The organism is Paraburkholderia fungorum, assembly GCF_046027605.1.
Classification (GTDB): Bacteria; Pseudomonadota; Gammaproteobacteria; order Burkholderiales; family Burkholderiaceae; genus Paraburkholderia; species Paraburkholderia fungorum_F.
On the sequence record NZ_JAQQEF010000004.1, the window covers coordinates 1 to 24,859 of the forward strand.

Annotated in this window: 22 protein-coding genes; 14 read left to right on the top strand and 8 right to left on the bottom strand. The window is 62.6% G+C overall.

The genetic code is table 11. The features are described from left to right. Positions 1–276: 276 nt before the first annotated feature. The gene (locus PQR53_RS08710; protein ID WP_408452357.1) at positions 277–1,527 is read right to left on the bottom strand and encodes an MFS transporter; all 1,251 of its coding nucleotides are present in this window, start codon (positions 1,525–1,527) and stop codon (positions 277–279) included. Next, complete coding sequence (locus tag PQR53_RS08715) at positions 1,524–2,474, bottom strand: PRC-barrel domain-containing protein (protein ID WP_408452359.1); 951 nt, start codon at positions 2,472–2,474, stop codon at positions 1,524–1,526. The genes PQR53_RS08710 and PQR53_RS08715 overlap by 4 nt, the downstream gene beginning before the upstream one ends. A 499-nt stretch (positions 2,475–2,973) precedes the next feature. Between PQR53_RS08715 and PQR53_RS08720 the strand changes: the two genes are divergently transcribed. From PQR53_RS08720 to PQR53_RS08735, 4 genes are all read left to right on the top strand, one after another. Then, a complete protein-coding gene (locus PQR53_RS08720) occupies positions 2,974–4,356 on the top strand; it encodes an NCS2 family permease (RefSeq protein ID WP_408452361.1) in 1,383 nt (460 codons plus the stop codon). A 272-nt stretch (positions 4,357–4,628) separates the two neighbouring features. Further along, on the top strand, positions 4,629–5,051 hold the full coding sequence (locus PQR53_RS08725; RefSeq protein ID WP_408452362.1) for an ArsR/SmtB family transcription factor: 423 nt from the start codon (positions 4,629–4,631) through the stop codon (positions 5,049–5,051). After that, complete coding sequence (locus PQR53_RS08730) at positions 4,961–5,389, top strand: SRPBCC family protein (RefSeq protein ID WP_408452364.1); 429 nt, start codon at positions 4,961–4,963, stop codon at positions 5,387–5,389. Before PQR53_RS08725 ends, PQR53_RS08730 begins: the two co-directional genes overlap by 91 nt. A gap of 43 nt (positions 5,390–5,432) precedes the next feature. After that, positions 5,433–6,167 carry a DUF899 domain-containing protein gene (locus PQR53_RS08735; RefSeq protein WP_408452365.1) on the top strand — a complete coding sequence of 245 codons (735 nt, stop codon included), beginning with the start codon at positions 5,433–5,435 and terminating at the stop codon, positions 6,165–6,167. 132 nt (positions 6,168–6,299) lie between these two features. On the opposite strand, the gene PQR53_RS08740 is transcribed toward PQR53_RS08735, so the two are convergent. Continuing rightward, a complete protein-coding gene (locus tag PQR53_RS08740) occupies positions 6,300–6,482 on the bottom strand; it encodes a hypothetical protein (RefSeq protein ID WP_323043740.1) in 183 nt (60 codons plus the stop codon). A gap of 579 nt (positions 6,483–7,061) precedes the next feature. On the opposite strand from PQR53_RS08740, the gene PQR53_RS08745 reads away from it, so the two are divergent. Then, positions 7,062–8,339 carry an MFS transporter gene (locus tag PQR53_RS08745; RefSeq protein WP_408452366.1) on the top strand — a complete coding sequence of 426 codons (1,278 nt, stop codon included), beginning with the start codon at positions 7,062–7,064 and terminating at the stop codon, positions 8,337–8,339. Between the two features lie 120 nt (positions 8,340–8,459). On the opposite strand, the gene PQR53_RS08750 is transcribed toward PQR53_RS08745, so the two are convergent. Continuing rightward, positions 8,460–9,365: an NAD-dependent epimerase/dehydratase family protein gene (locus tag PQR53_RS08750; protein ID WP_408452367.1), complete on the bottom strand. Its 906-nt coding sequence runs from the start codon at positions 9,363–9,365 to the stop codon at positions 8,460–8,462. Positions 9,366–9,761: 396 nt separating this feature from the next. Between PQR53_RS08750 and hutH the strand changes: the two genes are divergently transcribed. The 7 genes from hutH to hutG all read left to right on the top strand — a co-directional run bounded on the left by hutH (position 9,762) and on the right by hutG (position 18,112). Continuing rightward, positions 9,762–11,285: a histidine ammonia-lyase gene (gene hutH / locus PQR53_RS08755; RefSeq protein WP_408452369.1), complete on the top strand. Its 1,524-nt coding sequence runs from the start codon at positions 9,762–9,764 to the stop codon at positions 11,283–11,285. A gap of 37 nt (positions 11,286–11,322) precedes the next feature. Next, the gene (hutC, locus tag PQR53_RS08760; RefSeq protein ID WP_408452371.1) at positions 11,323–12,018 is read left to right on the top strand and encodes a histidine utilization transcriptional repressor HutC; all 696 of its coding nucleotides are present in this window, start codon (positions 11,323–11,325) and stop codon (positions 12,016–12,018) included. Between the two features lie 94 nt (positions 12,019–12,112). Then, complete coding sequence (gene hutU, locus PQR53_RS08765) at positions 12,113–13,801, top strand: urocanate hydratase (RefSeq protein WP_408452372.1); 1,689 nt, start codon at positions 12,113–12,115, stop codon at positions 13,799–13,801. Between the two features lie 32 nt (positions 13,802–13,833). Next, positions 13,834–14,454, top strand: a complete 621-nt coding sequence (locus PQR53_RS08770; protein WP_408452374.1) for a HutD/Ves family protein — start codon at positions 13,834–13,836, stop codon at positions 14,452–14,454. A 114-nt stretch (positions 14,455–14,568) separates the two neighbouring features. Further along, on the top strand, positions 14,569–15,792 hold the full coding sequence (gene hutI, locus PQR53_RS08775) for an imidazolonepropionase (RefSeq protein WP_408452375.1): 1,224 nt from the start codon (positions 14,569–14,571) through the stop codon (positions 15,790–15,792). Between the two features lie 10 nt (positions 15,793–15,802). Next, complete coding sequence (locus tag PQR53_RS08780; RefSeq protein WP_408452377.1) at positions 15,803–17,200, top strand: formimidoylglutamate deiminase; 1,398 nt, start codon at positions 15,803–15,805, stop codon at positions 17,198–17,200. A 90-nt stretch (positions 17,201–17,290) separates the two neighbouring features. Further along, positions 17,291–18,112, top strand: coding sequence for an N-formylglutamate deformylase (hutG, locus tag PQR53_RS08785; protein ID WP_408452379.1), 822 nt, complete (start codon positions 17,291–17,293; stop codon positions 18,110–18,112). Positions 18,113–18,386: 274 nt separating this feature from the next. Here hutG and PQR53_RS08790 read toward each other — a convergent pair whose 3' ends face one another. Next, complete coding sequence (locus tag PQR53_RS08790; protein WP_179741783.1) at positions 18,387–18,524, bottom strand: hypothetical protein; 138 nt, start codon at positions 18,522–18,524, stop codon at positions 18,387–18,389. A 316-nt stretch (positions 18,525–18,840) separates the two neighbouring features. Between PQR53_RS08790 and PQR53_RS08795 the strand changes: the two genes are divergently transcribed. Further along, entirely contained in the window at positions 18,841–19,506 is a 666-nt protein-coding gene (locus PQR53_RS08795; RefSeq protein WP_408452381.1) for a hypothetical protein, read from the top strand. 49 nt (positions 19,507–19,555) lie between these two features. After that, positions 19,556–21,469 carry a DUF3857 domain-containing transglutaminase family protein gene (locus PQR53_RS08800; RefSeq protein WP_408452383.1) on the top strand — a complete coding sequence of 638 codons (1,914 nt, stop codon included), beginning with the start codon at positions 19,556–19,558 and terminating at the stop codon, positions 21,467–21,469. Between the two features lie 138 nt (positions 21,470–21,607). Here PQR53_RS08800 and PQR53_RS08805 read toward each other — a convergent pair whose 3' ends face one another. The 3 genes from PQR53_RS08805 to pdxY all read right to left on the bottom strand — a co-directional run bounded on the left by PQR53_RS08805 (position 21,608) and on the right by pdxY (position 24,812). After that, positions 21,608–22,759 carry a branched-chain amino acid ABC transporter substrate-binding protein gene (locus PQR53_RS08805; RefSeq protein WP_408452385.1) on the bottom strand — a complete coding sequence of 384 codons (1,152 nt, stop codon included), beginning with the start codon at positions 22,757–22,759 and terminating at the stop codon, positions 21,608–21,610. A gap of 429 nt (positions 22,760–23,188) precedes the next feature. Then, positions 23,189–23,650, bottom strand: coding sequence for a hypothetical protein (locus tag PQR53_RS08810; RefSeq protein ID WP_408452387.1), 462 nt, complete (start codon positions 23,648–23,650; stop codon positions 23,189–23,191). A gap of 295 nt (positions 23,651–23,945) precedes the next feature. Beyond that, positions 23,946–24,812 carry a pyridoxal kinase PdxY gene (pdxY, locus tag PQR53_RS08815; RefSeq protein ID WP_408452389.1) on the bottom strand — a complete coding sequence of 289 codons (867 nt, stop codon included), beginning with the start codon at positions 24,810–24,812 and terminating at the stop codon, positions 23,946–23,948. Positions 24,813–24,859: the final 47 nt, after the last annotated feature.

Sequence of the window (24,859 nt, forward strand, 5' to 3'; positions counted from 1 at the left end):
TTTGCGGCGGCAAAGAGAAGTAGGTGCCTGCCCCGCACAGGGGCGACGCTAATAGACCAATAACAAATCAAGGAAAGGCCAACGCCGTAGGCAAACAGACAAGAAGCGCCGCGCAGGCAAACAAACCAGAAAAAGGCCAACGCCGTAGGCAAACAGACAACAAGCGCCGCGCAGGCAAACAAACCAGAAAAAGGCCAACGCCATAGGCACACAACCAAGCGCCGCGCAGGCAAACAAAAACAAGAGAAAGCCCAACGCCGTAGGCAACAGAAAAACTTACCTTACAGCCGACTTCCCCCCTCCCACAGCCGCAGCATCTTCTGCCGCTGCATCCCGCGTCTCCGGCATCGCGGCCCACACCAGCAAAACGGCAAGTGCCCCCGCCGCAGCAAGCCCAAAAAAGCTCACGGCATTGCCAAAACGATCCGCCACAAACCCAGCAGCCGTCGTGCTCAAAGTCGCCCCAATCCCAGCAGCCAACCCGAACAACCCAATACAAAGGTTATACCGCCCCTTCCCGCCAGCCACATCGGCGGCAATCAACGGCAACATCACACCGAACACCGCTGCACTCAGGCCGTCCAGCATCTGCACCGGCACCAGCAAATACGGGCTGCTGATCCCGGCAAACAACAATGCCCGTATCGGCAGCGCCGAAAACCCAAGCAGCAATATCGGCCTGCGCCCCCACCGCTCGGCAGAGCGACCAACCCATGGCGACATCATCGCCACAATCGCCTGCGGCACGATGATGCACGCCGCAATCACGAGCTGAACGTTGTCGCCCATGCCGGCCGTCACCTCGCCAGCGGCAAGATTCAGCATCGCCGCATTCGACAAGTGGAACAGCACGATACAAGCCGCAAACAGCAACATCCGCTTGTCACGCAACAACTCGCGCAAACTCTCGCGCCGTTCGATCTGTGCAGGCGTCGGGCCGGATTTCGGCAGTTCGATCGTGTCGGTGCGCTGAATCATCATCAACGCGAACAGCGCGGGGACAGCCAGCGCCGCAGTCAGCCAGAACACCGCGCGCGGGGAATAATATTCGCCGAATACACCCATCAGCCCAGCCGCCACTGCGCTGCCGATCGACGCCCAGCGCGCATTGCGCCCCAACCGGTCGCCCAGATTCGCACGCCCCACCAGCGCGAACGAGATCGCAGCCAGCGCCGGCGTCAGCATGCAGCTGGCAAAGCCGTGGAACACCTCGGCGGCAATCACCGGCAGCACGGTCGGGCTCGCGGCCAGCAGCACCGCGCTGAAGATGATCGCGAAGATTGCCCACGCGGCAGCGCCTTTTTTGTTGCGCAGCGCGTCGACGGCAGCGCCGCCCGGCACCTGGCTCACCATCGCGCTGATGGTGCCAACGGACAGCGCCATGCCGATCTCGCCCTGGGTCCATTTGTGCGAGGCGAGGTACGACGCAATGAACGGCCCGAAACCCGTCTGCACATTGGCGACGAAAAAATTCATCCAATCGAGTGCGCGCAGACTGCGCGCGGTAACCAAAGTGCGGCCTGTCATCGGGCCGCCCGTGCGTTGGAACCCGCTGTGGCAGTAGCCGGCGCAGACGCAGCAGCGGGAGCAGGGGCCGGCGGCGGAGCCGGCGACACCGCGCGAATCGGTTTGTCGTTGGCGTACGGCGGCGTCGCGTTGATCTGCGCGTCGCTCAGATCGATCAGCGGATGCAACTCCTTGTCTTTCGTGACGAACCGCAGCGCCGACCAGTTAGCGGCAATCGTGCGCCGCTCGGTACTGACCATGCCGTTGACGTCGAGCACGACCGCTTGCGGCTGCGCGTTGGCGTCGACCAGTACGTCGATCACGCGGCCCACCTTGGCGCCGTTCGAGCGCTCGACGTCGGTGTCGATCAGCGGCACTTGCATGACAGCGGACTTCGCCGCGGGAGCGGGCACGGCGGCCGCGTTGAGCGTGATCGGCGCGGCCTTCGCGGTCGGCGCGAAGCGGAACGCGCTCCAAGGGAAATTGACCTTGCGATCGCCAACCCCAAGGAAGCCCTGCAGATTCACCACCATCTCGCGCGGCTTGCCGCTCGCATCGGCGATCATGTCGACCGCGCGGCCGATCACCTTGCCGTCAGGCTTCTGCACTTCGCTGTCGAGCAATGCGCGCGCCTCGCTGCGCTCGATCGTGCGTAGCACGATCAGTGGCGGCGGCGGGGGCGGCGGCGGCGCGGGCGTGACGACCGGCGGCGGAGGCTCGACCTTGCGTGGCTTGACGACCGGCTTGCGGGGCTTCCTCGGCTGTTCGGGCTCAGCCGCTTCAGTCTCGACCGGTTCCGGCTCGGAGGCCACCACGGGCGCGCTCGCGGGCTCGACGGGCATCACCGTGGCATCGACAATCGGCGCCTGCTGCGGGCCCCACAACAGGCTGCAGCCGGACAGCGCGAAGAGCGCGAACACAGCAAGAATCAGTAGACGCCAGGCAGGACGCGAAAAACCGCCGCTCATCAGGAAGAACTCCATGGGCCAGTGCGGACGGGCGCTGTGGACCGCCGCGGTTAAGACATTCAGTCAAGTCAGGCAAGGGTCAGAGTGTAACCCGCGGCGCCAGGGCGGCCCGCTTTTGCAGGCTTTCTGACAGGTGTCCCCCACGCACGGTTCATGCCGCGCTCAATGGCCGTTTCTGCGCGCCGAACCCGTCAAAACCCTTTCGCGACTTCATGACAAACCGTAGGTGTTAACGCGCGGAGCGCCGACGTGGTTTGCCGTCCTTTAGACGATATAAGCATCGGGACATGTCGGGCATGCCATCCATGCGATGGGAGATATATTTGTGTTGACCTACATTTCGAGACAGCAAAAGAAGGACGGAGGGCGGAATGTCCCGACGCATCGCAAGCCGACGTTCAAACCTTGCCACACCACATTAAATCAATGCAACGAGACGAACCTGATGGCGGCCGGAAAACGGGCCGTTTCAGCACGCTGATAAAGGAGGCTACTCATCATGATGGAACCCCACGCCCAACCGATTTCTGAAGTCGGCGCCGAATCATTCGACGGAAAAGGCTTTCTCGACCGCTACTTCGAAATCTCTTCACGCGGCAGTTCGCAGCGTACGGAAATCGTCGCGGGCATCACGACCTTCCTCGCGATGGTCTATTCCGTGTTCGTCGTGCCGGGCATGTTCGGCAAAGCGGGCTTCGATACCAGCGCGGTGTTCGTTGCCGTGTGCCTGACCACCGCGTTCGGCTCGTTGCTGATGGGCGTGTGGGCGCGTCTGCCGATCGCGATCGGCTGCGCGATCTCGCTGACCGCGTTCACCGCGTTTGGTCTCGTGCTCGGTAAAGGTCTGCATCCGAACGTCGCGCTCGGCGCGGTGTTCCTGATGGGGGTCGTCTTTACCGCGATCTCGGTGACGGGCGTGCGTTCGTGGATCCTGCGCAATCTGCCGACGGGCATCGCGCACGGCACGGGTATCGGCATCGGCTTGTTCCTGCTGCTGATCGCCGCGAATGACGTGGGTCTGGTCGTCAAGAACCCGGGCGCCGGTCTGCCGGTCGCGCTCGGCAATATCACGGCGTTGCCGGCGATCATGTCGGTGGCGGGTCTGGCGGCGATCTTCGGTCTGGTGCGCCGTCGCGTGCCGGGTTCGATCCTGATCGTGATCGTCGCGATTTCGGCGCTCGCCTTGCTGATCGATCCGGCGGTCTCGTTCCACGGCGTGTTCGCGCTGCCGTCGCTGAGCGCACCGGGTCATGCGTCGCTGATCGGCGCGATGGACATCAAGGGCGCGCTGTCGATGGCCGTCCTGCCCAGCGTGCTGGCCCTCGTGATGACGGCCGTGTTCGACGCCACCGGGACGATTCGCGCGGTCGCCGGACAAGCCGGTCAACTCGATGAAAATGGCCGCATCATCAACGGTGGCCGCGCCTTGACGGCGGATTCGCTGAGCTCGATTTTCTCGGGCCTGCTCGGCGGTGCGCCGGCGGCTGCCTACATCGAATCGACGGTTGGCGTTGCAGCCGGCGCGAAGACCGGGATGGCGGCAGCGGTGGTCGGTCTGCTGTTTCTCGTGGTGATGTTCTTCTCGCCGCTGGCCAGTCTCGTGCCTTCGTATGCAACCGCTCCGGCGCTGATGTACGTCGGCCTGCTGATGCTCTCGAACGTGAGCAAGCTGCACATGGACGATATGGTCGACGCGATGTCGGGCCTGATGTGCGCGGTGTTCATCGTGCTGACCGCGAACATCGTGACGGGCATCATGCTCGGCTTCGCGACGCTGGTGATCGGCCGCGTGGTGAGCGGCGAGTATCGCAAGCTGAACGTGGGTACGGTCGCGATCGCGATCGTGCTGGTCGGCTTCTATCTCGGCGGTTGGGCGATCTGATCCTGCCGCATTGCGTTTTGCGATTTGCTGTAACGAGAGAGTGGGGCGGCGTTCCCTGCCGCTTTGCTTGAACGTGTAGTCGGTTGTTCTCCACCTTGACGCGGCGTGTTGCAGGGTTTTATCTGCGACACGCCGCGTATCTTTTTTTCAGCGTCCCCTTCGCGGCTTGTTTCAGCGCTTTGTTCGCCTCTTCTCTTATCGCTTCCTGCTCGCTTTGAAGAAAGCACGCACCTGTCCTTGACATCCTCAAGCATGTTTCTATACTTAACCTCATGGTTAAGTTTAACGAAGCGTTACTCGATCGCACCTTTGCGGCGCTGTCCGATCCGACGCGTCGTGCATTGCTCGCCCGTCTGTCGCAACTGAACGATCTGTCGGTCAGCGAACTCGCCGAGCCATTTGCGATGTCCTTGCCCGCGGTGATGAAGCACCTCGACGTGTTGTCCGAGGCCGGTCTCATCACGCGCTGCAAAACAGGCCGTACGGTAGCGTGCCGCCTGTCCGCCGGACCCATGCAGGAAGCCATGGCGTGGCTCACCCGCTATCAGCGCTTCTGGTCCGAATCACTCGATCGTCTGGCTGCTTTCGTCGAAGAGGAAACCCCATGTCCACCAAGCCCAGCCTCACCCTCCAGCGGCGTCTCAACGCCGCGCCAGCCAAAGTCTTCCGCGCCTGGACGGAAGCGGCGCAACTGATGAAATGGATGCATCCGGGCGACTCCGAAGTGGTCCGCGCGGAACTGAATGCGCGCGTCGACGGGCGCTTCGCGATTGTGTATCGCAAGCCGGACGGCCGGGAGATCGAGGCCAACGGCCAGTATCTGGAAATCGTGCCCGACGCGAAGCTGGTGTTCACGTGGGCGTGGCGCGCGAATCCGGAGCAGGAATCACGGGTCACGGTGCTGTTGCGCCCGGACGGAAACGGCACCTTGCTGACGCTCACTCACGAGCAGTTCGTGGACGAAGAAACGCGCGATCTGCATCAATCCGGCTGGAGCGATGGTCTCGATTCGCTGGAACGCTACTTCGCCTGATTTTGCTCTATCGAACCTGCACGACGCAGACAAGGAGACGCACATGGACCCGCAACACCGGATCGGTACCCAGGAAGAATGGCTGGCCGCCAGCAAGGCGCTATTGGTCGAAGAGAAAGCGTACACACGCGCCGGCGACGAACTCGCCCGCAAACGCCGCGCATTGCCGTGGGTGAAGGTCGATAAGACCTACGTGTTCGACACGCCGCAAGGCCGCAAGACACTCGCGGATCTGTTCGGCGGCCGGAGCCAGTTGATCGTCTATCACTTCATGCTGGGCCCGGATTGGGAAGAGGGCTGTTTCGGCTGCTCGTTCGTGTCGGATCACATGGATGGCATCCTGACGCATCTTGAACATCACGACGTTTCGTACGTGGCGGTCTCGCGTGGACCGCTCGCGAAGATCGAGGCATTCAGGAAACGGATGGGCTGGAAGTTTCCCTGGGTGTCGTCGAATGAGAGCGACTTCAATTTCGACTATCACGTGTCGTTCACGCCGGAGGAGATCGCCAGCAAGAAGGCGTTCTACAACTTCACCGGGCAGGATGTCGGCATCGACGAGCTATCCGGCCACAGCGTGTTCTACAAGGACGAAGCGGGCGACGTCTATCACACGTATTCCAGTTATGGACGCGGCGGCGAGCAGTTCCTCAGCACGTACGCGCATTTCGACGTCACGCCGAAAGGCCGCAACGAGAAGAAGAATATGGGCGAGTGGCTCAAGCATCACGATCGCTACGAAGAGAAGGCGAGCGGTTGCGCCGCGTGCGGCTCGTGATGGTGGCCAGGTGTTTCCGCTGGCCGGTGCGATGGCTGATCTCTGGATACTGGTGGCTGCTTACGGCTATCTTTCAGCAGCGAGATAAAACGCAAGTCGAGACGAATGGCGTTGCATCGCGCAGCGTCAAATTCACAGCGTCATCTCGAGGGCGGGCTTGAGGAAGAACTCGATCGCCATCACCACAAGACCCATTACTGCGGCTGACAGCGTCAATGTGCCGTATTCGTCGTAGCGTGAATCGTACAGGCACGCCACGACGAAAATGATCGCCATGAGGTTGGTTAGCCAGTCGAAGTTCAGCGCGAAGGTCATCGATTAAATCCGGACTCACGCGCGACTCGCATCGTCGAATCGCGCAATTACGTGAACCGGATTCTAGCGAGTTGAGCTTACGGATTCGCAACGATTGTGCTTACACTAATTACGCCTCGCGGGACGCCCCCAGGGCTGTTGATCTCTGTCGGTAGCGCAGACGGAGCATCGTAGATGCTCAACGTTCAACGCGTTGCCGCTCCAGGCTAATGCTTCGACCCGAAGCTGCACGTATGCAGTTCACCACGGACCGCGTAAGTGCAATTCGCCGAACGTGACGCCGTCCCACGGCAGCTCGCACCTATCCTTTTGCGCAGCAGGGCGAAATTTGTCCTCCGATCACTAGCGCAAGCGGATTCTCATAAGTTATCGTATAACTCGTTCGTCGCGCCCGGACTACCAGGGCAATTACTGCCGACCGATTTCGTCCATACGTTATAGGATGACGTATGAATTATATCGGTGCGTCGAGTTGCGCACCGAGCTAGCCCCCGGCAAGGCCGCTTTCATAGCTGGCACAAACGTGAGGGAGTCTTCCTTGCCGGCGGGACATCAACGTTCTGTATCACCGGAGGAGACATGAAATCCCACTACCGCTGGATGGTCGCAGCCTTGCTGTTCTTTGCGGGCATGTTGAACTATCTGGATCGCGCCGCGTTGTCGGTCGTGGCACCCATCATCAAGCGCGATCTGCATATTGACGACGCGCAGATGGGCCTTCTGTTCAGCAGCTTTTTTATCGGCTATTGCCTGTTCTGCCTCATCGGCGGATGGGCCGCCGACCGCTACGGTCCGCGCAAGGTATTCATGCTGGCCGCGGGCTTCTGGTCCGTGTTCTGCGGCGCCACCGCATTCGCGGGAAACTACGCGACGTTGATGGTTGCGCGCGTCGCCTTCGGTGTCGCCGAAGGCCCGATGGGCACGACCACCAACAAGTCGATTTCGAACTGGTTTCCGCGCCGGGAGGCGGGTCGCGCGGTTGGCATCACGAACGCGGGCCAGCCGCTTGGCGCGGCCATCGCCGCGCCGATCGTCGGACTTGTTGCCTTGCAGTTCGGCTGGCGCATCTCGTTCGTCGTGATCGCACTGCTCGGTTTCGTCTGGATGGCGTTCTGGTGGCGTTGTTTCCGCGATCAGCCGACCGATCACCCTGCGGTCTCGCAAGAAGAAGCCCAATTGATTGCGTCGGATCGCCAGCTCGCTAATGCCGCTGACGCTCCGGCGGAAGACGGCGTCATGCGTTACCTGTTGTCGATGCCCGTGCTCGGCGTTGCGGTGGCATTCTTCGCCTTCAATTACGTGCTGTATTTCTTCCTGTCCTGGCTGCCTAGCTATTTCACCGACTATCAGCATCTCGACATCAAACATATGAGCATCGTCGGCATCCTGCCCTGGCTCGGCGCGACGGTTGGATTCGTGCTGGGCGGCCTGATCTCCGACGGACTTTACAGGCGCACCGGAAACGTCCTGTTCGCACGAAAGACGGTGATCATCATGGGCCTGGGGATGGCGGCCATTTGCGTGCTGCTGGTTTCGCGCGCGACATCGCTCGGTGCCGCCGTGTCGCTGATCGCGGTGGCGAGCCTGTTTGCCTTCATGACGCCCCAGGCGTGCTGGTCTTTGTTGCAGGACATCGTGCCGCGCGGCAGGATCGGTGCGACCGGCGGCTTTGTTCATCTGCTCGCGAACCTTGCGGGGATTCTGGCGCCGAGCATCACTGGTTTCATGATCCAGTACGGCGCCGGCTATTCCTCGGCGTTTGTGCTCGCGAGCGCAATGGCGGCAGTCGGCATGTTGGCACTCTGGTTTTCTGTGCGCGAACAGAACGTTGCGCGTCTGCGTAGGGCACCCGTCTAGGGAGCGTCGAGCACAAGTACTCGACGCGCGAAGGGCAGGGTTGCTAACTTCCGTTCCGGAGGAAATCTTCCTGGTGGACGCTGCGCACGAAGTGCCCTTGGCGGGCACCTCGTAGAACAGTCACTCGGAGGCCATCATGTCGTGCTCGATCCAGTCGATCACCGACGTGCGCTGAGGTTGCCAGCCGAGTAGTTTGCGTGCGCGTTCGCCGCGCACCCGGCTGTTCGAACCGAGCCCGTACGAAGCCATTTCGTAACCCCATTCCTTCTGTGCTTCCTCAAGCGGCCAGTCTTGCGCGTCGCCGAGTTTCATCACGCGGGCGATCGCGGCGCTCATGTCGCGGAACGACGCCTCGCCGCTTTCGACGAAGTAGAAGGTGCCCGCCGGCGTCTTCTCCAACGCGAGGCGATAGAGCTCGGCGACGTCGTCGACATGGACGTTCGACCAGATATTGCCGCCGCTGCCCACATGCCGTACCACGCCGCTCTTCTGCGCCTGGCGCACGAGCCGCGGCAACTGCACGCTTGCGCTGCCCGGCACGGCGCCGTGGCCGTAGATCAGCGTGTTGCACAGCACCGCCGAGCGGATGTTCTTCTCCGCGGCCTTGAGCACGAGTTGATCGATCGCGACGCGCGCCGCTTTATCCGCGGTCGGCTCGGGCAGCGCGTCCTCGTGATAGATGCGTGCCTCGCCCGCTTCGCCACCCGACGCATCGCCGACGATGCTCGAGCCGCTCGTATGCAGAAACGGCTTGCCGGAACCCGCGAGGCCGTCGATCAACGCTTTCACCGCGCCTTCATGGTCGCTGCTCGCGGCATTGATGACCGCGTCGGCGGCCTTTGCTTCGGCGATCAGCAGATCGCGGTCGTCGAGCGTGCCGATCACGGGTTCGATACCGAGGCGTTGTAACTCGGCGCTGTGCTCGGGCTTGCGGATCAAACCGCGTACCTGATGGCCGGCGCGCACGAGGTGTGCCGCGATCGAACCGCCGATAAAGCCGCTTGCGCCAGTAATGAAAATCTTCAAGACGTTCTCCTTGGTGTGGAAACATCGGAAACACGATGACATGGACGCAGTATCCGCCGTCTTGATTCTCACAAAAAGCGTATTAATCTCAAATGAATCTTGATTTGAAATCAATAATGAAGACGTCCGCCGGCGTCCTTCAGGGACCTGACTATTTTGTTCGCCTAGCGGCGTGGCTTTTGAATGTGTATATACAAGTCAACGGCTATGACCATCAGCAGAAGCACGCGGCGCTCCGTCGCACCCGAGCCCCCAGCCGAAGCGATATGTATGCCAGACAGGCATCCCGCCCCTAATGGAAACCCCTAGTCCCGAACCTGCAAAAACCAGTTGTATATACAAGCTGACGCCGCTAGACTTCTCTCAAATTGTATAGACAAGACAGGACACAACATCATGATGATTCTGAAGCCCGGCTACCTGACCCTCCCGCAACTGCGCCAGATCGCACGCGAGCACGTCGCGCTGCAACTCGATCCCGCCAGCCACGCCGCCATCGACGCCTGCGCCAAAGCCGTCGCCGATATCGCCGCAAAGGGTGAGCCGGCCTACGGCATCAACACGGGTTTCGGGCGTCTCGCCAGCACGCACATCCCGCACGACCAGCTCGAGCTGCTGCAACGCAATCTGGTGCTGTCGCACGCGGTCGGCGTGGGCGAGCCGATGTCGCGTCCGGTCGTGCGTCTGTTGATCGCGCTGAAGCTGTCGAGCCTCGGCCGCGGCCATTCGGGCATCCGCCGCGAAGTGATGGAAGCGCTGATCACGCTGTACAACGCCGACGTGCTGCCGGTGATTCCGGTCAAGGGCTCGGTCGGCGCATCGGGCGACCTCGCGCCGCTCGCGCATATGTCGGCTACCTTGCTCGGCGTCGGCGAAGTGTTCGCGAAGGGCGAGCGTATGCCGGCCACCGAAGGCCTCGCGCTGGTCGGCCTGAAGCCGCTTACGTTGCAGGCGAAGGAAGGTCTGGCACTGCTGAACGGCACCCAGGCATCGACCGCGCTCGCGCTCTACAACATGTTCGCAATCGAAGACCTGTACCGCACCGCATTGGTGGCGGGCGCGTTGTCGGTGGACGCCGCCGCGGGGTCGGTCAAGCCGTTCGACGCGCGCATTCACGAACTGCGCGGCCATCAAGGTCAGGTCGACGCGGCCACGGCGTACCGCTCGCTGTTGCAAGGCTCGGGCATCAATGTCTCGCACGCCGATTGCGACAAGGTGCAGGACCCATACAGTCTGCGTTGCCAGCCGCAGGTGATGGGCGCGTGTCTGGATCAGATGCGCCATGCGGCCGACGTGCTGCTGCTGGAAGCCAATGCCGTCTCCGACAATCCGCTGATTTTCCCGGACACGGGCGAAGTGCTGTCGGGCGGCAACTTCCACGCTGAGCCGGTGGCCTTCGCCGCCGACAACCTCGCGCTCGCCGTCGCTGAAATCGGCGCATTGGCCGAGCGCCGCATCGCGCTCCTGATCGACACGACGCTGTCGGGCCTGCCGCCGTTCCTCGTGCGCGACGGCGGCGTGAACTCCGGCTTCATGATCGCTCACGTAACGGCTGCCGCGCTCGCCTCCGAGAACAAGACGCTCGCGCATCCGGCTTCGGTCGATTCGCTGCCGACCTCCGCGAACCAGGAAGACCATGTTTCGATGGCGACGTTCGCCGCGCGCAAGCTCGGCGACATCGCTGAAAACGTGGCGAACATCCTGTCGATCGAGTTGCTCGCCGCGGCACAAGGCGTCGATCTGCGTGCGCCGCATAAGACCAGCCCGAGCTTGCAGAAAGTGATGGACGCAGTGCGCAAGGATGTCGCGCATTACGAGCTCGATCACTATTTCGCGCCGGATATCGAGGCGGTGACGCGTCTCGTGCAGAACGGCACGATCGCGAAGCTGAGCCCGTTCTCGTTCGCCTCCGAACAGTAAGCTCGAACCACCCGTTTCAAGCACCCCAATCCAGCCAATGAACGCACCGGCTTACCAGGGCATCAAGGACTTCATCCTCGGCCGCATCCACGCGGGCGAATGGGCTGAAGGCGCCCAGGTGCCCTCCGAAAACGAGCTCGCGCGCGAATTCAACGTCGCGCGCATGACGGTCAACCGCGCGTTGCGCGAGTTGACTTCGGAGCAGGTGCTCACGCGTGTGCAGGGCTCGGGCACGTTCGTGGCCCGGCCCAAGTACGAATCCACACTCGTGGCGATTCGCAGTATCTCCGACGAAATCGTCGCGCGCGGTCATCGTTATCAGGCAAAGGTGCTGCATATCGGCGCGAGCATCGCTGACGAAGCGCTCGCCGAAGAAATGCAGGTGAGCGCGGGCAGTCCGGTGTTTCATTCACGCGTGCTGCATTTCGAAAACGACGAACCCGTGCAGCTCGAAGAACGCTGGGTCAACCCGGCGGTCGCGCCCGAATATGCATTGCAGGACTTCACGAACACCACGCCGAACCAGTATCTGGTGCGCGTGGCGCCATTGCAGCGCGTCGAGTACCGCATTGAAGCATTGGCGGCGGATGCCCACACGCGCGAACTGCTGACCATGGATGAACTCGAACCGTGTCTCGTGCTGCATCGGCGCACGTGGTCGCAAAGCCAGGTCGCTTCGATCGCCAATCTCTGGCATCCGGGCAGCCGCTATCGTTTCACCGGACATTTCTGATTTCGCTGCGTTTTCAGAGCCGTTTTCCAGATTCATTTTTCGACTCGTTTTCTAGCACTTCTCCCGAACATTTTCACGCATTCCGAGGGCCACCATGAACAACCCGAAACACATCGACCCGCGTCTGGACCCGACCCGCACGATCCGCGCACCGCGCGGCGCGGAAAAAACCTGCAAGACCTGGATCGCGGAAGCCGCGTACCGGATGATCCAGAACAATCTGGACCCGGAAGTCGCCGAGCATCCGCATGCGCTGGTCGTGTACGGCGGGATCGGACGTGCGGCGCGGAACTGGGATTGTTTCGATCAGATCCTCGCGTCGCTGAAGGACCTGAACGAAGACGAGACGCTGCTGATTCAATCGGGCAAGCCGGTCGGCGTGTTTCGCACGCATGCGGACGCACCGCGCGTCCTGCTGGCGAATTCGAATCTGGTGCCGCATTGGGCGACGTGGGAACACTTCCACGAACTCGATCGCAAGGGCCTGATGATGTACGGGCAGATGACTGCGGGCAGCTGGATCTACATCGGCAGCCAGGGCATCGTGCAAGGCACCTACGAGACGTTCTTCTCGGTGGCGAATCAGCATTTCAACGGCGATGCGTCGGGCCGCTGGATTCTGACCGGCGGTCTCGGCGGCATGGGCGGCGCGCAGCCGCTAGCAGCGACCATGGCCGGCTTCTCGATGATCGCGGTGGAATGCGATGAAACGCGTATCGACTTCCGTCTGAAGACGCGCTACGTCGACAAGAAAGCGCAGACGCTCGACGAAGCGCTCGCCATGCTCGACGAAGCGAAGAAAGCGGGCAAGCCGGTGTCGATCGGTCTGCTCGGCAACGCGGCGGATGTGTTCGCTGAATGCGTGACGCGTGGCATCACGCCGGATTGCGTGACCGATCAAACCAGCGCGCACGATCCGATTCACGGTTACCTGCCGCAAGGCTGGAATGTCGAAGACTGGCGCGAGCGTATGAAGACCGTGCCGGACAGCATCGTGCTGCCCGCCAAGCAGTCGATGGCCAAGCAGGTGCAAGCGATGCTCACGTTGCAGGAACGCGGCGCGGCCACGCTCGACTACGGCAACAACATCCGTCAGATGGCATTGGAAATGGGCGTGGAAAACGCGTTCGATTTCCCGGGCTTCGTGCCGGCGTATATCCGCCCGTTGTTCTGCGAAGGCAAGGGCCCGTTCCGTTGGGTCGCGCTATCGGGCGATCCGGAGGACATCTACAAGACCGATGCAAAGGTCAAGGAACTGATCCCCGACGATGCGCATCTGCACAACTGGCTCGACATGGCGCGCGAACGCATCGCGTTCCAGGGTCTGCCGGCGCGGATCTGCTGGGTCGGTGTGAAGGATCGTTATCGGCTGGGCCAGGCCTTCAACGAAATGGTCAGGAATGGCGAGCTGAAGGCGCCGATCGTGATCGGCCGCGATCACCTCGATACGGGTTCGGTGGCGAGCCCGAATCGCGAAACCGAATCGATGAAGGACGGCTCGGACGCGGTCAGCGACTGGCCCTTGCTCAACGCACTGCTGAACACGGCGGGCGGCGCGTCGTGGGTCTCGCTGCATCATGGCGGCGGCGTTGGCATGGGCTTCAGCCAGCACTCGGGCGTCGTGATCGTCGCCGACGGTACCGATGCTGCGAAGGAGCGCCTCGGCCGCGTGCTGTTCAACGACCCGGCGACCGGTGTGATGCGTCATGCGGATGCGGGCTATGAACTCGCCCAGGAAACGGCGCGCGAGGCAGGGTTGAATCTGCCGATGCTGGGCCGTTGATCGTGGCGTTTCACAGCCCGCTTGTCGATAACATGGCAACCACGACGCTGATTCGCGGCGCCGACCTCGTGGCGGCACCGTGGAAGAACGGCGGCGGCGTCACGCGTGAAGTGGCGGCGTTTCCGCTGAACGCGGGGTTGGACACCTTCACGTGGCGCGTGAGCATTGCCGACGTGGCGCAGGCCGGTCCGTTCTCGGCGTTTGCGGGTATTGACCGCACGTTGGTGCTGTTGTCCGGCGCGGGCATGTTGCTCGACGAAACCGACGGCACTAACGACACAGAGAGCAGTGGCGCGCACGCCGTAAAGACCCATGCGCTGACTCAGCCACTCGCCATCGCGCAGTTTGCAGGCGAAGCGCGGATCGACGCACGCCTCGTCGACGGCGCCACGCGCGACTTCAACCTGATGGTCCGCCGTGGCGCGGCGGTGGGCGAAACGGAAGTGTGGCGCGGCGCTACGCAGCGTACTTTGTTCGCCGACGTGGTGCTGTTGTTCTGCGCAAGCGGTTCGGTCCAGGTCGCGCTCGGTGGCGACGCTCAACCGCGCGCGCTCGAAACCGGCGACACGCTGCGCATCGACACACCGAACGCGCTGCCGTGCGTGGTCGAGGGCACGGGCGCATTGCTCGCGATCAGCATCCGCTATAAGTGATGAGCGTAACAATGACGACGATTCGCGTACGCGCTTAAGGCCTGGCGAAGCAAGCCAGGCCTTAAGCGCGCCGCGAACCACCACAGACACGCAACGAGCTGCAAAGAGCACGCGATGAAGCAAACCGTCTGGCATCACCTGAAACTGTGCCCCCAGGGCGATCCCCAACACACGCTGCCCGATGCCGCGATGGCCGTCGAAGACGGCAAAATCGCATGGCTCGGCGCGACCTCCGAATTACCCGCCGATTACGCCGCATGGCCGCGCGAAGATCTGCACGGTGCGTGGGTGACGCCGGGTCTCGTCGATTGTCATACGCATCTGGTGTACGGCGGGCAGCGCGCCGATGAATTCGCGCAGCGCCTCGCGGGTGTCAGCTATGAGGAAATCGCGCGGCAGGGCGGCGGTATTGTCTCGACGGTGCGCGCCACGCGTGCCGCCGACGAAGACTCGTTGTTCCGCCAGTCGGCCGCGCGCCTCGAACCGCTGCTCGCCGAAGGCGTGACGGCGGTCGAAATCAAATCCGGCTACGGCCTCGATCTCGCGAACGAACGCAAGATGCTGCGCGTCGCGCGCCAGTTGGGCGAGCGCTATCCGGTGACGGTCTATACGACCTTTCTCGGTGCGCACGCATTGCCGCCCGAGTTCGCGGGAAGGGCCGACGCCTATCTCGACGAAGTCTGCAACACGATGCTGCCCGCGCTCGCCGACGAAGGCCTGATCGACGCGGTCGACGTGTTTTGCGAGCGGATCGGCTTTTCGCTGGAACAAAGCGAGCGCGTGTTCAAAGCCGCCGAGCGCTATAAATTGCCGGTGAAAATGCACGCCGAGCAGTTGTCGAACGGCGGCGGCACGGCATTGGCCGCGCGCCATCATGCGCTGTCCGCGGATCACCTCGAATTTCTCGACGAAGCGGGCGTCGCCGCGATGAAAGCGTCCGGCACCGTCGCCGTACTGCTGCCCGGCGCGTACTACTTCATCCGTGAGACGCAACTGCCGCCTTTGGACTTGCTGCGGCGCTATCAAGTGCCGATCGCGATTTCCACCGACAGCAATCCCGGCACCTCACCCACCACGTCGCTACTGCTCATGATGAACATGGCGACCACGCTGTTCCGCATGACCGTGCCCGAAGTGCTGCAGGGCGTGACCGTGCACGCGGCGCAAGCGCTCGGCAAAGCGGAGATACACGGTTCGCTGGAAGCGGGACGTGCGGCGGATTTCGCGGTGTGGTCGGTGGCAACGCTGGCCGAACTGGCTTACTGGATTGGGCGTCCGTTGTGCGCGCGGGTCGTGCGCGCGGGCGAGACCGTTTATACACGGCGTGAATTGAGCTAGGGTCTGAGAGATGATGCAAGCAAAACAATCACTGTTCGCCGATCACGCCTATCTGCCTGATGGCTGGCGCCGCAACGTGCTGCTGGAATGGGATGCCAACGGCACGCTGACGTCGGTTACGCCCGCTACGGCGGTGGTTCCTGACGGCGTAGAAAAAGCCGCCGGTCCGGTATTGCCCGGCATGCCGAATCTTCACTCTCATGCGTTTCAACGCGCGATGGCCGGTCTCACCGAATATCGCGCGGCATCGGGCACAGGGGCCACTGATAACTTCTGGAGCTGGCGCGATCTGATGTATCGCTTTGCTGCGCGGATCACGCCGGAAGGACTCGCTGCTGTCGCGCAGTGGTTGTACATCGAGATGTTGAAAGCGGGCTACACGTCGGTCTGCGAATTCCACTACGTGCATCACACGCCGGATGGCAGCCGCTATTCGAACCAGGCGGAGCTGGCGCAGCGTGTGGTGGACGCGGCTTCGACGAGCGGCATCGGCATGACGATGCTGCCCGTGTTGTATCAGTACAGCGGTTTCGGTTCGCGTGCACCGCGCGAAGATCAGCGGCGCTTCATCAATACGCCGGAGAGTTTGCTCGACCTGCTCGGCACGGTGCGCACGGCGCGGCCTGAGAGCGCGGCGTTGCGTTATGGCGTGGCGCCGCATTCGTTGCGCGCGGTATCGGCTGACTCGTTGCGTGAATTGCTGAGCGGTATCGATAAAAGCGCGCCGGTGCACATCCATATTGCCGAGCAAACCGCCGAAGTCGACGCCTGCCTCGAAACCGAAGGGGCGCGGCCGGTGCAGTGGCTGCTCGATCGCTTCAATGTCGATAGCCGCTGGTGCCTCGTGCATGCAACGCACGTCGATGCGAACGAAACGCTTGCGCTCGCGAAAAGCGGCGCGGTCGCCGGTTTGTGTTTGACCACCGAAGCCAATCTCGGCGACGGCATTTTTCCGGCGCACGAGTATCTCGATGCGCAGGGGCGCATCGGCGTCGGTTCGGATAGCCATATCGGCGTCGACTGGCGGGCGGAATTGCGTTTGCTCGAATACGGCCAGCGTCTTACGCGGCGCCAGCGCAACGTGCTGGCATCGGCACAGGCCACGCATGTGGCCGATCGTCTGTTCGGCGCCGCGCTCGAAGGCGGCGCGCATGCCACGGGCCGTGCCGTCGGCGCGCTGCAAGCCGGCAGGCGTGCCGACTGGCTGGTGCTCGATCCGGATCATTCGAGCATCGCCGAGCACGCGCCGAACGCGTGGCTCTCGGGCGTTGTATTCTGCGAGCATGGCGAGACGCCGATTCGCGACGTCTACACGGGCGGCGAGAAGGTCGTCGACAAGCGTCGGCATCGCGATGAAGAGGGCGCTTATGCGCGCTATCGTGGGGCGCTCGCCGATTTGCTCAGGTAAGCGGCTGAAGGCCACATGCTGAAGCAAAATGCGCGCGTGAATTGCCGAATACACTGAGATTTATTTCGATCACATCGATTCCGGACTGACATGACTGCTTTGTCTACTGCAACTACTCCGCCGGTTTTATCGCTGCATCAGGGCAGCCTGCCGTTGCTGATTTCGATCCCGCATCTGGGCACGCAAATTCCCGCCGATATCGCCGCGACGATGACACCTGCCGCGCAGCGCACCGACGACTGCGACTGGCACCTCGACCGTCTCTACGCATTTGCGAGGCGCATGGGTGCGTCGATTCTGGCGCCGACGTACGCGCGTTATGTGATCGATCTGAACCGTCCGCCCGATGGCGCGAATCTCTATCCGGGGCAGGACACCACCGGTTTGCTGCCGGTCGATACCTTCGACAAGGAATCCTTGTACCTCGACGGCCATCTGCCGACCGACGCCGAAGTCGCACGCCGGCGCGATGCTTACTGGAAGCCCTATCACGATACGTTGACGGGCGAGCTTGCCGCGTTGAAGGCGAAGCACGGCAAGGTGCTGCTGTGGGAGGCGCATTCGATCCGCTCGCATGTGCCGCGGTTCTTCGAAGGACGTCTGCCGGATTTCAATTTCGGCACCTCGAATGGCGCGAGCGCGGTGGCGGGATTGGGCGAGGAACTGGCTGCGGTGGTCGAGCGGCATGGCGGGTATTCCGCCATCGCCAATGGGCGCTTCAAGGGCGGCTATATCACGCGGCAGTATGGGCAGCCCTCGCAGGGTGTGCACGCGGTGCAGCTCGAGTTGTCGCAGATGACGTATATGGAGGAGCAGATGCCGTATGCGTATGACGAAACACTGGCCGTGAAGGTTCAGCCTCTGCTTGAAGAACTGGTGGCGACGGCTTTGGAGCGCGTCAAGGCCGCTTGACCCACCACTCGCGCGCGTCGACCCGGTTGGCGCCGCTGTCGTTGCTTTTCATCCGATCCCTACGGCGTTCACGGCGCTTCGCATTGCGCGAGGCCGCCTTGACGCATCCCCTCACACCGCAAAGGTGTAACAGCATGTGTCCGTGATTGCATGCTGGCGGTTTCGCGCAGAACTTATAGAGCGTTGCGAAACATGCTGGCCGGCGCTTCTGGGCGTAAAAAAACCCCGCCTAACAGCGGGGTTTTTGAATCACCCTCGCGGGCGCACCTGGCCATCAATGGCAGCGGTTTTCCCAATGATGGTGGACGCGCACTTTGTGGCATTCCTTGTGATGATGCTCGTAGGCCTGGGCGGGAGCGATCGCGCTGAGGGCAGCTACGGATGCTGCGAGGGCAAGAATGATCTTCTTCATTACAAAATCCTTAATCGACGTGATGGTGCTAACGCTGCAGCACGAAGCGTGCCGCAACGGCGCAAAAGGATGCCACAGATCGCGCGTTCAGCACAGGAACGCTGAGCGAATGCATGGGTCAACTCAAAACGACGAGCTTCGGGGCGTTTTATCCCTGAGCGGTGGCGCAGCGTAGCGTGTAATTTCAGCACATCTCCAGCCGCCATATATTCGCTCCGGGATTGCGCGCCACGCGGTGAAACGGCTACCCTTTCAAACCGATGACGCGTGTGCATCGCGTCGTCCATACATCGGGCAAAAGATGGAAGACCCAGCGATGGAAGATTCCGACGAACACCTGCTCCCGGTCTGGCGAGCGAACCTGGTGCTGCTGACCCGCGAGGTGGGCGCGGCGACGCGTCTCGCGCGCATGATGACCTTTTCCGCCAGCTACCTGAAATTGATGTTGTCCGGTCAGCGCGAATTCAGCGAGGAGTTCGTGCGCGGTATCGAGGCCGTGACGGGCTTGCCCAATGGCTGGATGAACGTGTCACACACGGAACATGACATACCTGCCAAGGCGCGCGAAGCAATCGACAATGAACAGCCGCTTGCGCGCTTTCGCGGCACCGCGCATCCGGTGCGCAAGAAGACCGTGCTGAGGCCGCCCGAGCCGATTTTCGGCCAGACGGGCCCGGCCAAACGGGTGGAAGAAGAGACGCTCGACGCCGAAATGCATCGGCGTCAGGCGCATTTTCGCAAGGTTCGCGATCTGGCGATGCAGGACGTGCGGCGCTTCGAGCGGCATTTGAATCATGCGCCGGTGGAGCTTGCGTCGATGCGCTCGAAAGTGGAGGAGGTGATCGCCGCCGCCGATCTCGACGATCCGATTCAGGCCGACCTGGCGGGCCGGCTGGAGCAGATCGAAAAGCATCGGCATTTACTGCTCAGGCATGTGGAGCGTTTGCAGGCTTTGCTTGGGCAAATCGGGGAGGGGGATTGATATCCGCGCGGGCGCTTGCGCAATGCGCACGGGGCAGGGCGCGTCGCGCATGACGCGCTGCGCTCTGTTCATCAAGCTGGCCGCCGGGTTGGCGCTGGTTGCATGTGCAACTGTCTCGAAGGCTGAGGGGGGCACCGCCAGCACCTCAAGCACCTCAAGCATCCCCAACGACGACCTCGCCCCCTCGACGATGGAGCGCGACGTCCATCTTTTCATGATCCAGAAAGACGGTTCCGTCGAAGAGCACGACGACACGGTCCTGCGGGCCAACACGACGAGCGGCGTCGACGATATTGCGCAACGCTACGTGTGGTTCAACAAGGATATCGAGCAGGTGCAATTGCTGAGCGCCGAAACGATCGACCCGAGCGGCGTCGCGCATCCGGTCGGCCCCGAGGCGATCCGCGACGTGCAGGAGCCGCGCTCGGCGGGCGCGCCGAGTTTCGAAGACGGCGTGCTGCGCACGGTGATCTTTCCGGGCGTCGAGCCTGGCTCGCGCGTGCATCTGGCGTTTCGCAAGACCCGCACGAAGCCCCTGCAGGCCGGTACCTTCGCCTACCTGGTCGAACCGACGCGCGACCCGGTCGAGATGCAGCGTCTGATCTTCGACCTGCCCACCGACGTGCCGCTTTATGCCGATGCGCATGGCTACGTCGCGGTGCCGCCCGTGACGGCAAACGGCCGCACCCGCTACGAGTTCGACTACCGGCACGGCACCTATGCGCCGCTCGAAGCGGGCGCGGTGGGCTATGCGAACTGGGGCGACCGGTTGATGGTGTCGACGGTGCCGGACTTCGCGAGTTTTGCCGCGCGTTATCGCGGTCCTGCCGCCGACGCGACGGCGAGCGACCCGGCGATCGTTCGACTCGCGCAGAGCCTGACCGCCGAGGCCAGCGACCCGCGCGCGAAAGCGCAGATCCTGTACGACTGGATGCGTCTGAATATTCGCTACGTCGCGCTGTTTCTAGGCGAAACGGCGGCGATCCCGCACAAGGTGATCGACATCCTGCACAACCGCTATGGCGACTGCAAGGACCACGTTGCGTTGTACAGCGCGCTGCTCGCCGTGGTCGGGATCCGCAGTGAGGCCGTGCTGCTCAATCTGGGGCCTTACTACAGTTTGCCGGACGTGCCTGGATACGGCGCAAGCGCGATCAATCATGCCATCGTCTGGATTCCTGAGTTGTCTTTGTTCGCCGACACTACCGCGGGCGGCATCGGCTTTGGCTATTTGCCGCCGAGCGTCATGGACCGGCCGGTCTTGCTGGTCGATGCCGGGGTGTTGTCGCGCACACCGGCCACGCAACTGCGCGAACGCACTGCGCGCCTGCAGATCGATATCGATGAGAGCGGGGCGGCGAACTACGCTTACCGCGTGGAGGACGATGGCTATACCGCGGAGCTCGAACGCAATACGTTTCGGCGGGCAACGCGCCAGCGTATGCAACAGGTCGCGGCGAATCGTCTGATGCTGACCGGCTTGCATGGCACCGCGCAGTTGCGCGCGGGCGATCTGAGCGCAACCGGCGGGCCGTTTTCCACGTCGATGCAAGGACGCGTCGAGCACTTTGTCTGGACCGACGGCACGACGGCCGTGCCCGCGCTGACCAGTTTGTCCGGCGGGATGGCGGGGCAGGTGCAGACATGGCTTGCGGAGCCCGCCCGGACGCAGCCATGGGCGTGCATCGGCGGGGAATTCGACGAGACGCTGGAGATGGCGCTGCCGAGCTTCGCGCGCGTGACGGATGTTCCGCCGGATGCCACCGTGAGGGATCGGTTCTTCGAGTTTTCTTCTCGCTACGTGTTCGATCCTGGCGCGCGGGTTCTGCAGGTCAGGCGGCACCTTCGCGCCACGTTTGGGCACCAGATGTGTGCGGCCGATGAATTCGCCGAAGTGAAGGACGATCTTGTCCGGATCGAACGGGATCTCGATGCCGAGGTGGTGGTCAAGGTTGCCAGGTAGGCATGTGGGGCCGTGGCTTCGGCAGCGGCAAATGCGAGGGGCGATGGCAGTGGCTGCGGCAGTGGCTGCGGCAGTGGCGGTAAAAAACACCGCCACTGCCGCACAAACAACACGGCCTTCATGGGCAGAACGAGACGCTTAACTCCCGCTCTTGGTCACGATAGGAACCCACGCTCCGTTCTTGACCTGATACAGCGTGGAAGCCCCGCTCTTCAGCGCGCCGGTGCTGTCGAAAGAGACCTTCCCGGTCACGCCGTCGTAGTCGATCGCCTTGAGCACCGGCCGGTAGGCTGCCGGCGAACTGGATTTCGCCTGCTGCATTGCCTTGATCGCGGCCCATGCGCCGTCATATCCAAACGGCGCGTACGACAGGATATCCACCCCGAAGCGCTTCTTGAACTTCGCGGAAAAGTCCTTGCCGCCCGGCAACTGGGCCAACGGTCTGCCGTATTCCCAGGCCATCACGCCTTCGGCCGAGTCGCCCGCGAGCTTGATGAAGTCCTGGTCCATCACGCCGCCACCGCCGACCAGTTGCGCGTTCATCCCCAACTGCTTCATCCGTTTCGCGAATCCCGCCGCCTGGGTATCCAGGCCGCCGAAGAAAATCAGATCCGCGTTGGCCGCCTTGATCTTGGTGATCTGCGTGCTGAAGTCGACCGCGTGATTGTCGGTGTACTCGCGCGTCACGATGGTGCCGCCGTGTGCCTTCACCGCTTTCTCGAACTCGTCGGCCTCGCCCTGGCCGAAGGCGGTGCGGTCGTCGATGATCGCAATACGTTTGGCCTTCGTCACCTCCACGGCGTAGACGCCCGCGTTCCCGGCGTTCTGCGCGTCGGTGGAAATCACCATGAAGGTGTTTGCAAAGCCTCGCCCGGTAATGATCGGATTGGTCGCGGCCGGGTCGAGCATCGGAATGCCGGCTTGTTCGTACACCTGCGAAGCCGGAATCGTCGTGCCCGAATTGAAGTGGCCAACCACCACCGATACGCCCGCGTCGACCAGTTTCTGCGCGGCCTGCACGCCGATGCGCGGGTCGGCCTGGTCGTCTTCGGACACGAGCTGGAATTGAGCGACCTTGTCGCCGATCTTGATCTTCTGTGCGTTGGCTTCCTCGATCGCCAGCCGCACGCCGTTCTCAAGATCCTTGCCGTAGCCGGCGTTGGCTCCCGTCAGCGGCGCGGCGAAGCCGATCTTCACCGGCAGGTCGTCGGCAAAACTGGCCAGCGGCGCGATCGCGAAGACAGCGCCAACCAACAGTGCAAGCGGTTTCAGCGTGTTGCGAAGACTCATGGTCTCTCTCTCCATCGACAGTTTCAGGTGTGAAAGCGGCAAGGCAGTAACGCTGGATCGGCGCGCGAGCTCTGGATCACTTCGCATGGCGCGCATCATTAAGAGTACGGATGATCGGACGCCATAAACAATCCGGGAATACGCCCCGTAGGGAGTCCTCCCGAAGGAAGTCCCCGCTCCGAAGGAAGTGCTCCTGGGAACTTGGGGGACGCGAAGTGGCTTCAGATGCGAGTCAATCTGGCGCGAATATAGAAAGCCAATTTGCTACCGTCTTGGCAGTTCGCGGCGCTTTGAATGAGCATTTCAGCATAGGCAGTGCAGTGCTTGGGCTAACTGCCAGTGCGCAGCATCACGCAGGTGCGGATTGCGGCATATGCTTAAGAAACGGAATGGCGCAATGGCGCAATGGCGGGGGGCCAGGCAAACGCCTCAACGCTCGCCCTGCTGGCGCAGCAACTCCTCACGCAGACGCAGTAGCGGCGCCTTGGTCTCTTCATCGGCCCAGGTGTCGAGATCGTCGATCGCGCGCTGGCAGCCGTCGAGCACCAGGTCGAGGTCCACCGGCACACTATTGTTGAGTGCGAATTCGATGGTCTCGGCGAACTTCTGGCACTCGTCCTCGCCGTATGAAATGTCGAGGTTGTCGGCGATCACTTCGGCGATGTTGCTGCGTGCCTTGTCGTCGGACGTCACCATGTCGACGATGCCGCGCGCCACCGCCGGCGAGTAGTAGAGCGCGATGTCGAGCCACTGTGCGGGATCGAAGTCGGCCTGGTCAAACTGGTTCTCGAAGTACTCGATCGCTTCCTGCTCGTGCGCTTCGTCCGCGTCGACACTCATGCACAACTGCTCAAAAAATTCTTCCCGCTCGCTGCGGATATAACCGTCCATCGATGCCTCGTCTGCTGAATGCCGGACGCCCTGACGCCCGGATGCCGGGTGCCTGGACGCCCGGATGCCGGATGCCGGATGCCGGATGCCCGGATGCCCGGACGCCTGAAAAAATGCGGTGTGGGCGGATGCTTGCCTCGCCCACGCGGCACGCATTATAGGATGGCCGGCTGACAGACGTGGGTCATGTGTCCGGCGAGCAGATCGTGCTGTGCCGCCGAATTACCCAAAGCAGCGCGTCTTCAGGCACACCGTACCGACATCGCTCCATGCAACCGCGGTTCTCTCCGCCGCTCTACGCTGTCTCCGCCACCCAGGCGTCGAACCATTCACGCGGTTGCGCGATTTCGTTCTGCGCGGGCACCAGTTCCAGTTCATAGCGCCCGGCCTGCCACGTCGCCTTGACTACCGCGTTCACGGCGGCCAGCGTGTGTTCGAAGGCCGCGCGGATCGAATCGCCCAGCAGCGTGCGCGCCACAAACACTGCGCTCGTCAGATCGCCGACGCCCACCGGCTGCCGCGCGAACGGGTAGAGCGGACGCTGGCCCATCCATGCCTCGCGCTCGGTGACGACCAGCATGTTGAAGCGGTCGGCGGGACTGTTGCGGTCGAGCAGATGCTTGACCAGCATGAGCTTCGGCCCGCGGGCGATGACCTCGCGGCAGGCGGTCACGGCTTCCTCGAGCGTATCGATCTCGCGGCCCACCAGCCGTTGCAACTCGGTGTGGTTCGGTGCCATCGCGTCGGCCATCTCCGGCATGGTGCGCACGAGAAATTCCTGGATGCCCGGTTCGACCTTGCAACCGCTCGCCGCGCCCATCACCGGATCGCAGAAGTACCACGCGCGTGGATTGGCGGCCTTCACGGCCTTGACGATTTCCAGTACCGATTGCGCCTGCTCGGGGGTGCCCAGATAGCCGGACAGCACGGCGTCGCAGCGCGGCAGCATGCCGATCGCGCCGATCCCCTCGACCAGTTCTTCCATTTGTGAGGCCTCGATCGCACCGCCGGTCCAATGGCCGTACTGCGTGTGATTCGAGAACTGGACGGTATTAAGCGGCCAGACATTGACGCCCAGCCGGCGTATCGGAAACACGGCCGCGCTGTTACCGGCGTGCCCGAAGACGACATGTGACTGGATGCTCAGAACGTTTTTCGTCATGGTGTGGCCCGCGCAAGCAATGATGCGCGATCAATGAGAGCGGAAGG